This is a genomic window from Bradyrhizobium sp. WSM2254 (assembly GCF_000472645.1).
Lineage (GTDB): Bacteria > Pseudomonadota > Alphaproteobacteria > Rhizobiales > Xanthobacteraceae > Bradyrhizobium > Bradyrhizobium niftali.
Map to the genome: position 1 here is coordinate 1 of NZ_AXAB01000059.1, position 11,664 is coordinate 11,664.

Genomic DNA, 11,664 nt, shown 5'->3' on the forward strand with positions numbered 1-11,664 from the left:
TCGAAACCACCTTCGCTACTCTCAAACGCCGCATGCGGCTGACCTGCATCCGCTACGTCGGTCTGATCAAGGCGACCGGACAAGTCCTGCTCGCCTCGATCGCCTTCAACATGAGGCGGTGGGCCACGATCGCCGCGTGAGCCGCCCTCCGAGGGCGACAACTACAGATATTGGCAGGCAATTGCCGCGACCAAGGCCTTCTCTCGTGACGTCTTCAGCCTCAAAAGCCAATAACGCAACAGGCCCACAAGGGGAGAAGGATTGGCAGTGTGCCAGAGGCTAGTTCGGCGAACACATCGCCTACAACACCACCCGCCGCCCCTCTTCCGCGGCCCAATACCCCGCGTAGTTCACCTTGATCGTCTCGTAGGCCAGGGCGAGGTCCGAGAGCGGCTGCCGGCCGGTCGCGGCGCATTCCATGAAATCCTGGATCTCCTGCAAATACCCGCGCGTCCACTCCTCCTCGAGGCAGACATATTGCCAGCCGGTTTTGCGGTCGACCTTTTCGGTGATGTAGACGTTCGCGAGCTTCTCCTCGGAGGTCTGGTAGCTCATCAGATGCGTGTTCGGCGTGATGTTGGCGAACAGCGAGCCGCCCGACGTGTAGGTCTCGACCAGATTGCGCACGCCGCCCATGATCATGTCGCCGGAAAATACGGTGGCCTTGGTGCCGTCGGAGAACGTCGCCGTCAGCGTGCCCCAGTCCTCGACATCGACGGGGTTGGCCTTGATGTAGGTGCGCTCCTCCGGCTTCAGGCTGGCTGTGACGTTGCCGACATCGCCGGTGACGCTGGCGACGCGGATGGTTTCGCCGCGCGCCCTGGCTTCAACCTGTTTCAGATAGAGCACGGCGGAGAGCGGGTGGCAGCCCATGCGGATCAGCGAGCCGCCGCCGGTCATCGCCCATTGCGCGGCATGCGCCGCATGCGAGCCGGAATGGCTCTCCTCGCCCTTCATGAACAGGATCTTGTCCCTGGTCGCCTTGATGATCTCCGCGGTCTTGGTCACCGCGGGCGCGTAGATCCAGTCCTCGGCATACATGAACAGCTTGCCGGTGCGCTCGATCGCGGCGCGCGTCGCGTCCATCTCCTCGAGCACGCGCTCATACATCAGCGCCTTCGGCACGTGCTTGCCGATCGGCTGCTGGTCGCCCTCGCGGCCGAAATAACCGGCAAAGGGCTTCTCGCAGATCACGTGCTTGCCGGCCTGCATGCTGGCAACGATCATCCCTGCGTGGAGATTGGGCGGGGTGCAGATGTCGATGACGTCGAGCTCGCGGTCGGCGATCAGCTCGGCGAAGCTGCGATAGACGCGCGGGATTGCGTGGCGGCCGGCGAATGCGACGACATGGTCGCCGCGCGCGGCCACCGCCGTGACCTCGACGTCCACGCCATAGACGCGCCGGAACGCGTACATGTGCAGCTCCGACACGAAGCCGCAGCCGACGAGTCCCACCCTGATCCTGGCCATAGCGCCCCCTCACCCATGCTTTGGGCGGCACTATAGCGCGCTTGGAGGCCTATTCCACCGAGACGCGCACCACGCCGGCGCTCATCATGCCGAGCGCGCGGGCTGCGGGCACCGAGAGATCGACGATACGGCCGCGGATGAAGGGGCCACGATCATTGACGCGGCACTGGATCGAGCGGCTGCCGTAGGACACCCTCAGCACGGTGCCAAACGGGCGCGTGCGGTGGGCACAGGTCAGCTCGGAACCTTTGCCTTTTCCGTACCCGTAATATGAGGCAAGTCCGCTTTCGGCATGCGCCAGAGAAAATGTGGCAAGGCAAAATAATAAAGTGGTCAGCGCTCGCACGGCACCGCTCCCCGGTTGGCCCTGCCCGTGCTGCAAACGTCGCCTTGTTCCCCGAAGTTCCGGGAACACTGCCGGGTCACCCCGGCAGTGCGATCACACATTGTTACTGTTTGTGAAAGACCAGCGTGCGCAGCTCGATGCTCTCGCGCGGCGGCGCATCGGCGGGCGTGGTCGGATCGACGAAGGCGGTGTGGGGCCCGAAGCGGGTGCGGCCGTCGGTCACCGAGTCGTAGCACTTGAGCAGCAACGCCTCGTCCGGCGTCATCTCCGGGAAGTAGAACCAGCGATGGTTCGGATTGTATTTCACCGAATAGGTCTCGCCGCGGCGGTTGGGATAGATCAGGTCGGAGGCGACAAGATCGTCCGGCGCGACCGTGGTGCCGTCGGCCATCGCGAGCGGCGAGTCGCGCAAGGGACCGCGGATCGGCCGCCACAGATTGATCACCTGCACGCGCCCCTTCAGCAGCTCGTCGGCCTCGTCAGGCAGATGCTCGCGCACGCGGTTGGCGCCGGAGACGGCGGTCTGGTCGACATGGACGCGCGTCGCCGGCTGGCGCGGACCACCATCGCGAATATCGGCAGCGCCCTCGACGCGCTTGCGCACGGTATGGTCAAAAATGAGAACGCGATCGGCCTTCAGCGTCGCCCGCAAGAAGGCCTCGACGGCGGGATAATAGACCGCCCTCACCTCCGCGTCGTCGTAGAAGTCCTTCACCTGGGTTGGATGGCGCACCAGCGCAAAGCCCTCGCGATCGAGCGAGATATTGTTCGCGATCAGCCGCGCGTCGAAGATCGGCACCTGATGCGGTTCCGGCAGCGACGTGCTTTTCGGCTCGCCCGGCGGCGGATCGAAGGCGTAGGTGCGCGGCTTGCCCGGTGTCGGCGCAAGGTAGTTGAGTTCGGCGGTGACGAAGGGAAGCGATTCGATTCTTGTTTCTTGCAGGCCCATGGCCGGTCTCCCGATGTGGTCGTCGGTTTGATTTTTGGCGGGGCGCGCGCGGCTGCAAGGGAGGTGGTGCAAATAGCAATGTCACTGTCGCCGTCAGCGCAAAATGCAGAAGGAACATTCCGAGGATGGTCCTACGCGCACTGCTCCCCTTCTCCCCTTGTGGGAGAAGGTGGCGCGAAGCGCCGGATGAGGGGTATCTATCCGCGAGCTCAACAGGGAGATATGAGTGCGCGGAGAGAGACCCCTCACCCGTCTCGCCGCTATCGCGGCGAGCCACCCTCTCCCACAAGGGGAGAGGGGAAGAAGCAGCGTTTCACGCTGCAGCGCATCCGGGACACGTGAGCGTCGTTACAGCCCCGCCTTTGCGATCGCGTCCGCAAAGGAGCGGTCGACGATCTCGGCCGCATCGAGCTTCTGCTTGATCAGGCCCCAGCGAAAATACAAATCGATCGTGCCCTGCTCGTCCACGACCACGCCGTCATCGATTGGCGCGATGCGGATCTTTGCGCGCGATAGCCAGTTTAGCGGCACGGCGGTCGGGATGTTCATCAGCCTGCCCCAGGTCGCGGCATAGCTGTCGACGTTGTTCAGCGACCAGGCCCGCGCGGCGGTCAGGCGGCGGATGAAGTCGGTCAGTTCGGCGCGCTTGTCGCGGATGGCGTCGGGCCGCGCCACCTGGAAGCTCAGGCCCGGCGTCAAGCCTTCCGAGGTGATGATGCGGCGCGATTTGAACAGAACCTCCTCCTGGCTCACGTAAGGCTCCCAGGTCGACCACGCATCGACCGAGCCTTGCGTGTAGGCGATCTTGGCATCCGATGGCGCCAGGAACGCGATCTGCACGTCGGACGCAGCCCAGCCGTTCTTCTCGAGCGCAGCGAGAATCAACTGATGACCGATCGAGCCGCGGCCGGTCGCGATCTTCTTGCCGCGCAGGTCGGCGAAACTCTTGATCGGCGAGGTCTCCGGCACGAGGATGGCGAGCCCCTCGCGCGTCTGCCGGATCGCAGCGATCGCCTTCACCGGCGCACCGGACGCGGCGGCGAAGGTGAAGGGCGCATCGCCAACGAGCCCGGTCTCGATCGCACCGGCGCTGAGCGCCTCGAGCAGCGGCGCGGCCGCCGGAAACTCTTTCCACTCGATCTTGTAGGGGACATCCTTGAGCACGCCTGCCGCTTCCATCACGGCCTGCGCATTGCCCTTCTGGTCTCCAACGCGGAGCGTGGTCTGCGCTGCCGCCAGTTCAAGCGAACCGAACAGCAGCGCGCCGGCCAGCATGAGGCGGATCATTCCGCGGCCTCGCCGCGGGCGACCTGACGCGCGGCGATCAGCTTGCGCGTCAGCGGGATCAGCTCGCGGCCATATTCGATGGCGTCGATCAGGGGATCGAAGCCGCGGATCAGGAAATGGGTGATGCCGAGGTCGTAATAGTCGCCGAAGACTTCAGCGACCTGCTCGGGCGTGCCGACCAGCGCCGTGGTGTTGCTGTTGGCGCCGGTGAGCTTTGCGATCTCGGTCCAGAGCCGCTTGTCGATCCGGCTGCCCTGGTCGGCGAGCGCGAGCAGGCGCCGTGCGCCGGCGGTGGCATGGCCGTCGGCCGGCTTGCGATATCCGGTCTTATCCTGAAGCGCGGTGGCCCGTGCCAGGATCTCCTCCGCCTTCTCCCAGGCCTGCTTTTCGGTGGGCGCAATGATCGGCCGCACCGAGAGGCTGAAGCGCGGCGTCGGCCGGCCCTGCCGGACCGCGGCGTTGTGAACGCGGGAGGTGACGTCGCGCACCTGGGCATAGGATTCACCCCACAGCGCAAAGGTGTCGGCATGCTTGCCGGCGACTTCGATCGCCGCATCCGAGGCGCCGCCGAAATAAACGCGGATGCCCTCGGGACGATACGGCTTCACCTGCGAGAAGGCATTCTCGACCTGGTAGTACCTGCCCTTGTAGGTGAACGGCTTGTCGCTGGTCCATTCCAGCTTGAGGACATCGAGGAATTCGGAGGTGCGGGCGTAGCGCTCGTCCTTGTCGTCGAGCGTGTTGCCGTCCTGCCGCAACTCGGTGGCATTGCCGCCGGTGATGACGTGGAGCGCGACGCGGCCGCGGGAGAACTGGTCGAGCGCCGCGAACTGCCGCGCCAGCAGCGTCGGCGCGGTGAAGCCGGGCCGCTGCGCGATCAGCACGTTGAGGCGGGAGGTCACGTTGAGCACGTGCTGGGCGACCTGGAGCGCGTCCGGCGTGGTCGAATGAAACGCCAGCAGCGCGCGATCGAACCCGGCATTCTCATGCGCCTTGGCCACCGTCTCGATGTGGGTGGGGTTGAGGACCGGCCCCTCGCGGACGACGGTTTCGGACGAATTGTTGTTGCTGATGAAGCCGATGAACTCGACCGACATGATCGTCTCCCTGATTGTTTTGCGAAAAAGCTAGAGGCCCAATGCGGCACGGCCGAGGCCGATGCGCGTGGAATCGTCCTGCGGCGTGTGCACGCGACCGCACAGCACGTCGCGATAGTGCCGCTCCAGCGGATTGGCGCGGGAGAGGCCGTGATTGCCGGTGAGCGACAGCGCGTCCTCGACGGCGGCCACGGCATTGTTGGTGACGGAGAGCTTGATCACGTTGGACTCGGCCGCCGAAAGCTCGACACCGTCGTCGAAGTCACCGGCAAAGGAGGCGATCAGCCGCGCATTGACCGCGAGCCGGGCCTCGATGGCGCCGACGATCTCCTGCGCGCGGGCTAAGGTCGCAAGCGGCGCGCCGAGGCTGGCGGGAACGCGTTGCTTCAGGAACGAGATCAGCCAGTCGCGCGCGGCGCGGGCGACACCGTCGTAAATCGCGGCAACGAAGATGGTGTGGACGGTCGCCTGCGTGACGTCGGGCGCACGCCAGTCCGCCGGCTTGCGAACATCGACCTCGGCATCGAGCGGGATCACGACGTCGTCGAAAATGACGTCGTGGCTGCCGCTGGCGCGCAGGCCGTGATGGTCCCAGGTCTCGACGATGCGGCTGCCTGGCAGTCCTGCCGGCACCAGGAACTGTCCGACCCGCGGCTCGGCCTCGTCGGTCCGGGCCCAGACCAGATACCATTTCAGGATCGGCGAACCCGTCGAATAGATCTTGTGCCCGGTCAGGCGCCAGCCCGTCTCGGTCCGCCGCGCGATCGTCGCCGGCAGGCCGCCGCGCGCGGGCGAGCCGAGTTCGGGCTCGACGCGCAGCGCATTGACGAGCGCGACGCCTTCGACGGTCTCGCGCGCCAGCTTGCGCGACAGCCGCGCCGGCCAGGTCGGGCTGCGCGCCATGACGAGATGGTTGATGTAGTGCATCGACAGCACCAGCGCGGTGGACGGATCGGCTTTGCCGACGATGCCGATGACGCGCGCGGCGTAGCGTGCGCCGGCGCCGGCCCCACCATGAGCTGCCGGAACCGTCAGCGACAGCAGGCCGGCCTCGGAGAGCTCGCGAAAATTCTCGAACGGAAAGCTGCCGGTGCGATCGTGCTCGGCCGCGCGCGCGGCAAAGGCTTCGGCGAGCGCCTCGGCGCGTGCAAGGTAGTCGGGTTCACTATGAGCCGTGCGGCCTTTGGCTATTGAGGTCACCATGTGGCATCCAATCCCAAAAGGCCGAGGATCTGGCGGCGCAGGTCGGCCAGATACGGATCGCCGCGATGACGCGGATAGGGCCGGTCGACGCGGATGTCGGCCTTCACGCGTGCGGGGCGATCGCTGAAGACGATGACGCGGTTGGCGAGCACCAGGGCCTCCTCGGCATCGTGCGTCACCAGCAGCGTGGTGAACCCCTTGCGCTGCCAGAGCGAGACGAGCTCGGCCTGCATGGTGATGCGGGTGAGCGAGTCGAGCTTGCCGAGCGGTTCGTCGAGGATGAGGATTTTGGGATCGTTGACCAGCGCGCGCGCCAGCGCGACGCGCTGCGCCATGCCGCCGGAGAGCTGGTGCGGATAGGCGTTGCGGAACGACGACAGCCCGACGAGATCGAGCGCATCGTCCACGCGCTGCCGCTGGCTCCTCAGGATGCCCTGGGCCTCGAGGCCCAGGGCGACGTTGTCCCAGACCGACCGCCAGGGAAACAGGGTCGGATCCTGGAACACGACGACGCGGGAGGGATGCGGCCGGGTGATGCGGGCCTCGTCCTCACGCAGCGTCCCTGCCCTGGGCTTGTCGAGACCCGCGACGAGGCGCAGCAAGGTCGACTTGCCGCAGCCGGACGGACCGAGCAGCGCGACGAACTCGCCGGGCTCGACCGCGATGCTGACGTCGCTGAGCACCGGCAGCTCGGCACCGTCGATGTCGAAGGCGTGGCTGACCTGCTCGATGTCGAGCGCCGCGCCGGCGGCGGGATGAGTCGCGACTTCGGCCAGTGCGACTGCCGCTACCATTTCACGGTCCCCTTCTGCCAGACCAGCAGGCGGTCGCGGATCGCGAACAGCAGCGTGATCGCGCCGGAGCAGAGCAGCGACATCACGATCAGCGCTGCGTACATGTTGGCGTAAGCGGCCCAGCCCTGCGCCCATTGCAGGTACCAGCCGAGCCCGGCCTTGACGCCGATCATCTCGGCAACGACCAGCACGGCGAAGGACGAGCCGAGCCCCATGAACAGGCCAACGAAGACATGCGGGAGCGCGGCGGGGATCGCGACCTTCAGCACCAGGAAGGACGGCTTTGCGCCCAGCGTGCGCGCGACGTCGTAATATGCGTTGCTGACGCTCGCGACGCCCGACCAGGTCAGCACGGTGACGGGGAAGCCGGTCGCGAGCGCGATCAGGAAGGTCGAGGCACTCCAGCTCGACGGGAAGGTGAAGAACGCAATCGGCAGCCAGGCGGTCGCCGGCAGCGGGCCGATGAAGCGCAGCACCGGATGTACCCAATAGCCAACCGCGCGCGACCAGCCGATCGAGACGCCGGTCAGGAAGCCGACCGTGGCGCCGATCAGATAACCGCCGAGCTGGAGCTTGACCGAGGCGAACACGCTGTCGAGCAGCTTGGGCAGGTCGTCGGTGTAGACCTCGATGATCGACTGCGGCGGCGGAAAGAACGGCAGCGGCAACCAGGCGAACTTTGCGGTGGCGACTTCCCACAAGGTCAGGAAAACACCGAGCGCGACGAGCCAGGGCGCGCGCTGGTGCAACGCCTTGCCGGCCGAGCCGAGATAGTCGGCACCGACGGTGCCGAACAGTGCGACGGCCGCGATGACGAAGGCGGCAATGCCGAGCGAATGCGTGCGCGACCAGTCGCCGACATCGTCCCACCACAGGCAGGACAGGCCGAAGGCGATCCAGGCGACGCTGGCGAGAACGCCGACGCCGGATTCCCGGACCCAGGTCGCGAGCAGCGGTGCGCGCGAGAGGCGCGGCGCGCTGGAGGCGAGGCCGTCAGACAGCGAATACGTCGACATAGATGCGCTCCGCGAATTTGGCAGTATCGGTGCTCTGCTTGAAGACCTGCACGCTCTTCAGGTCGTCGGCATAGGCCTTGAGCTCGCGCTTCAGCACCTCGCCGACCGGATGATGGTGGTGGGTGTGGTAGCGCACCATGCCCTCGATATCGGCGAGCGTCGCCGTCTTCGGCGCGTAGGGCTGGAACGACTTCGCCGTGACGGACGGATTTTGCGAGGTGAACATCGCGGCGTCGAGCAGCGCCTGCGTGATGGCGCGCGCGACTTGCGGCTCCTCGCGCACCAGGCTGCCGCGCAGGCCGAGGATGCAGCAGCTCTTGTCGCGATATTCGCCGTCGAGATTGGAAGCCACCTCTTTGTACTGGGTGTCCTTGAGCCAGAGATAGCCAAGCGGATCAGACGACAGGAAGGCCTGCACCTCGCCCTTCTCGACCGCGACGTTGAGAAGGTTGCCGGGATAGGCGCGCCAGTCGACGTCCTTGACCGGATCGATGCCGAGCCGGGCGAGCTGGATCGAGAAGAAGTTCTTGTCGGGACCGGCGAGGTCGCCGACCGCGACGATCTTGCCCTTGAGATCGGCGAGCTTGGCGACGCCGGAATCGGTGCGTGTCAGCACGCGCATGCAGCCGCCATGGGTGCCGGCGGCGATCTTGACGTCAAAGCCCTGCTCCAGCGGCTTCAGCCAGCGCAGCGCCATGCCGAGGCCGGCATCGCTCTTGCCGGTCGCGATCGCCTCGAGCAGTTGGTCGGTCGAGCCGGAATAGTTGACGAGCTCGACGTCGAGATTGTGCTTCTGGAAGAAGCCGTGCTCGATGGCGACCGGGACCGGCGCGAGGCACACCGCGCCGGCGTTCCACGACAGTTTCAGCTTGCGCGGCGCGCCGGTGAGCGCTGGGCTATCTGCCGCCGTCCGGCACAGCGGGAACTCCGAGAGGTCGACACCGGGCGCGATCGCCTGTGGCGCAAAGGCCTGCGCGCCGAGAGCACCCAGCGGCGCGGCGAAAGCCGCAGCGAGCCCCGCCTGGAGCAGATGGCGCCGGTCGAGACCCGATCCGGCGCGCTTGTTCTCGTTGTTCATCGGCCCCTGGCTCCTGCGCTGGCACGGCTCCGCCATTCGCGCAACGGATGACGTTGCGCATGTTCCGTGCGGAGCTGCGTTGAGAGAAAGTTCTTCCGTCGGCGCTTCCCGCGCCGCGTTGATGCGATGCGCAAATCATGCGGCGCGCCTGCCGCATCGTCAATGAAATGGAATTTCGAATGTGGCGCGAGGCAAAGTCATTCTCTCCACCGGCGCGTGCAGGAACGATGAAACGATTTCCGCCGATGCATCGCTTGGCAGAGCGCCCTTTGCTACTCCCTCCCTTGCTTCATTCTTGCGCAGCATCGGCCGCGCACGCCGCACGTTCTCGAAAACAACGCTTCACTGAAACGTCGTTGCCTGGCGCAGACACAATACGGACGGCCATTTCATTGACTGCGCGTCGCGCGCTCATAGACTTGATCGTCCCGCTGCATCGTTTGCTCACGTGTCGTGAGCAAACCAACAAGACAGATCACATGAGCATCAACTCCTCTTCTCTCGATCATTCGATCACGCGCCGACTTGCGGCCTCGCTGCTGGCCGCCGCCATCACCTTGTCGACGGCGGCCGCATCACTCGCGGCCGACGCCGTCGTGCTGCGCGTCGGCGACCAGAAGGGCGGCAATCGCTCGCTGCTCGAGATCTCCGGCTACGCGAAGGACCTGCCCTACAAGATCGAATGGTCGGAATTCCCGGCGGCGGCGCCGATCCTGGAAGCACTCAACGCCGGTGCGCTCGACGTCGGCTACACCGGCGATCTGTCCTTCCTGTCGGTCTATGCGGCGGGTGCGCCGATCAAGGCGATCGGCGGCACGCGCTCGGATGCGAAGACGCAGGCGATCCTCGTGCGGCAGGATTCGCCGATCAAGTCGGCGGCCGACCTCAGGGGCAAGCGCCTCGCCGGCACGCGCGGCGGCTGGGGCCAGTTCCTGATCGATGCGACGCTGGAGAAGGCGCAGATCAAGCTGGAGGACGCGACCTTCGCGCCGCTCGGCCCCGTGGATGCCAAGATCGCACTGGTCGCCGGCTCGATCGACGCCTGGGCGGTGTGGGAGCCCTATGTCTCCTTCGCGACGCTGAAGGACAAGGCCCGCGTGATCGCCGACGGCGAAGGCCTGACGCCGACCATCACCTTCATCGTCGCCTCCGACAATGCCATCGCCACCAAGCGCGCGGCCGTGCACGACCTCGTGCAGCGGTTGAACAAGGCACGGCTGTGGTCACTGGATCATGTTGCCGAATACGCCAGGAGCACGGCCGAACTGACCAGGCTGCCGGAGGACGTGCTGCTGTCGGCCTACACCGCGCAGCGCACCAGCCCGATCGTGATCGACGAGAACGTGGTGAAGGAGATCCAGGCAGCTTCCGACCGCTCGACGCGCTACGGCATCCTGCCGAAGAAGCTCGACGTCAACCAAGCCGTCGACCGCAGCTTCACCGCCGCGGCCGCGGGATCGAACTAGAGCGTTTTCGAGCGAAGTGGAGACCGGTTCGCGTGAAGGAAACGCGTCAAAACAAAAAGCTAGAGCCCCGTTCCGATTTATCGGAACGGAATCGGCTCTAGCGCGGAGGCGGCGGGATGCACAGGCTTCGCCTCAAGGCCGGCCCGCTGCATCTCGCCGCGATCGTGCTCGCGCATTTCGCCTGCATGAGCCTGATCGTGTGGCTCTCGCTCTAACCGTCACCAATAGGCGCGGTAGTACGGGCGGTAGTAACCGTAATAGGGCCGATAGTACCGACGATAGCCGTAATAGCGGGGATAGGCTGGCCCATAGCCGTAATAGGCCGGCGCATAACCATAGCCATATCCCGGATAACCATAGCCACCGTAATACGGGCCACCGCCATAATAGCCATAGCCGTAAGGCGCGCTGCTGGCGATGGCGCCGCCGATGATCGCACCGGCCGCGAGACCGCCGAGACCCCATCCCCAGCCGCCGCCACGCCAGTGCACCTGCGTGACGTCGTCGCCGGCCGCGGCCTTCATGGCCGCGACGTTGGTCGGCAGCGGGGCTGCCGCCACCTGCCCGATTTGGCTGGCGATGACCACGCCCGCCAGCGAACAGGCAATTGCCGTTGTCCAGATCCTCATCGTCTTGCTCCTTGTCTGACGTTTCATTTGGAAAAGGAACACTCACCATGATCGGGCATCCCGACGCCAAGTCAAAGCCTCGATTTTGCGTGCGGCGCACAAGAGCCCGAGCATGCCTCAAATGTGATCAGCGGGTCGCCGGGAGGCGGCACGCGGCGCGACGACGCCGACGGCCGATCGCCACGGCAAAGCATTAAGCTTCCCGCGCATTCGCAACCAACAACCTCCTTCCCGATTTACTATTCGTACCGTTACTATCGGTTCCAATGGTGCGCGGCCGAGAGGCATCTCGCGAGGGCTCCGGCTTGCGCCCGAGAAGAGTGGGAGGA

12 protein-coding genes are annotated in these 11,664 nt (G+C 65.7%); 2 read left to right on the top strand and 10 right to left on the bottom strand.

Annotated features, from left to right (window positions below; all coding sequences use genetic code 11):
• The coding region (locus A3M7_RS49120) for a transposase (RefSeq protein WP_198033861.1) at positions 1-140 on the top strand (140 nt) is incomplete at its 5' end.
• A 160-nt stretch (positions 141-300) separates the two neighbouring features.
• On the opposite strand, the gene A3M7_RS0133730 is transcribed toward A3M7_RS49120, so the two are convergent.
• The 9 genes from A3M7_RS0133730 to A3M7_RS0133770 form a co-directional block, all read right to left on the bottom strand.
• Positions 301-1,470, bottom strand: coding sequence for a Gfo/Idh/MocA family protein (locus tag A3M7_RS0133730; protein ID WP_027547859.1), 1,170 nt, complete (start codon positions 1,468-1,470; stop codon positions 301-303).
• Positions 1,471-1,519: 49 nt separating this feature from the next.
• Entirely contained in the window at positions 1,520-1,816 is a 297-nt protein-coding gene (locus A3M7_RS0133735; protein ID WP_027547860.1) for a septal ring lytic transglycosylase RlpA family protein, read from the bottom strand.
• A gap of 103 nt (positions 1,817-1,919) precedes the next feature.
• On the bottom strand, positions 1,920-2,765 hold the full coding sequence (locus A3M7_RS0133740; protein WP_027547861.1) for a CmcJ/NvfI family oxidoreductase: 846 nt from the start codon (positions 2,763-2,765) through the stop codon (positions 1,920-1,922).
• Between the two features lie 348 nt (positions 2,766-3,113).
• Positions 3,114-4,052 (bottom strand): ABC transporter substrate-binding protein, encoded by a 939-nt coding sequence (locus tag A3M7_RS0133745; RefSeq protein ID WP_027547862.1) that lies wholly within the window; start codon positions 4,050-4,052, stop codon positions 3,114-3,116.
• Entirely contained in the window at positions 4,049-5,149 is a 1,101-nt protein-coding gene (locus tag A3M7_RS0133750; RefSeq protein ID WP_027547863.1) for an LLM class flavin-dependent oxidoreductase, read from the bottom strand. Before A3M7_RS0133750 ends, A3M7_RS0133745 begins: the two co-directional genes overlap by 4 nt.
• Before the next feature lie 30 nt (positions 5,150-5,179).
• Positions 5,180-6,352 (bottom strand): acyl-CoA dehydrogenase family protein, encoded by a 1,173-nt coding sequence (locus A3M7_RS0133755; protein WP_027547864.1) that lies wholly within the window; start codon positions 6,350-6,352, stop codon positions 5,180-5,182.
• Entirely contained in the window at positions 6,346-7,146 is an 801-nt protein-coding gene (locus A3M7_RS0133760) for an ABC transporter ATP-binding protein (RefSeq protein ID WP_027547865.1), read from the bottom strand. Before A3M7_RS0133760 ends, A3M7_RS0133755 begins: the two co-directional genes overlap by 7 nt.
• Positions 7,140-8,162, bottom strand: a complete 1,023-nt coding sequence (locus A3M7_RS0133765) for an ABC transporter permease (RefSeq protein WP_027547866.1) — start codon at positions 8,160-8,162, stop codon at positions 7,140-7,142. The genes A3M7_RS0133760 and A3M7_RS0133765 overlap by 7 nt, the downstream gene beginning before the upstream one ends.
• Positions 8,140-9,240, bottom strand: coding sequence for an ABC transporter substrate-binding protein (locus A3M7_RS0133770; RefSeq protein ID WP_027547867.1), 1,101 nt, complete (start codon positions 9,238-9,240; stop codon positions 8,140-8,142). Before A3M7_RS0133770 ends, A3M7_RS0133765 begins: the two co-directional genes overlap by 23 nt.
• A 479-nt stretch (positions 9,241-9,719) precedes the next feature.
• Between A3M7_RS0133770 and A3M7_RS0133775 the strand changes: the two genes are divergently transcribed.
• Complete coding sequence (locus A3M7_RS0133775) at positions 9,720-10,706, top strand: ABC transporter substrate-binding protein (RefSeq protein ID WP_027547868.1); 987 nt, start codon at positions 9,720-9,722, stop codon at positions 10,704-10,706.
• Between the two features lie 218 nt (positions 10,707-10,924).
• On the opposite strand, the gene A3M7_RS0133785 is transcribed toward A3M7_RS0133775, so the two are convergent.
• On the bottom strand, positions 10,925-11,335 hold the full coding sequence (locus A3M7_RS0133785; RefSeq protein ID WP_027547869.1) for a hypothetical protein: 411 nt from the start codon (positions 11,333-11,335) through the stop codon (positions 10,925-10,927).
• Positions 11,336-11,664 lie beyond the last annotated feature (329 nt).

Bases quoted from the DNA above. Each gene is read 5' to 3' on its own strand.
- A3M7_RS0133730 (WP_027547859.1), bottom strand. From the start codon at position 1,470: ATGGCCAGGATCAGGGTGGGACTCGTCGGCTGCGGCTTCGTGTCGGAG.
- A3M7_RS0133740 (WP_027547861.1), bottom strand. From the start codon at position 2,765: ATGGGCCTGCAAGAAACAAGAATCGAATCGCTTCCCTTCGTCACCGCC.
- A3M7_RS0133745 (WP_027547862.1), bottom strand. From the start codon at position 4,052: ATGATCCGCCTCATGCTGGCCGGCGCGCTGCTGTTCGGTTCGCTTGAA.
- A3M7_RS0133750 (WP_027547863.1), bottom strand. From the start codon at position 5,149: ATGTCGGTCGAGTTCATCGGCTTCATCAGCAACAACAATTCGTCCGAA.
- A3M7_RS0133755 (WP_027547864.1), bottom strand. From the start codon at position 6,352: ATGGTGACCTCAATAGCCAAAGGCCGCACGGCTCATAGTGAACCCGAC.
- A3M7_RS0133760 (WP_027547865.1), bottom strand. From the start codon at position 7,146: ATGGTAGCGGCAGTCGCACTGGCCGAAGTCGCGACTCATCCCGCCGCC.
- A3M7_RS0133765 (WP_027547866.1), bottom strand. From the start codon at position 8,162: ATGTCGACGTATTCGCTGTCTGACGGCCTCGCCTCCAGCGCGCCGCGC.
- A3M7_RS0133770 (WP_027547867.1), bottom strand. From the start codon at position 9,240: ATGAACAACGAGAACAAGCGCGCCGGATCGGGTCTCGACCGGCGCCAT.
- A3M7_RS0133775 (WP_027547868.1), top strand. From the start codon at position 9,720: ATGAGCATCAACTCCTCTTCTCTCGATCATTCGATCACGCGCCGACTT.
- A3M7_RS0133785 (WP_027547869.1), bottom strand. From the start codon at position 11,335: ATGAGGATCTGGACAACGGCAATTGCCTGTTCGCTGGCGGGCGTGGTC.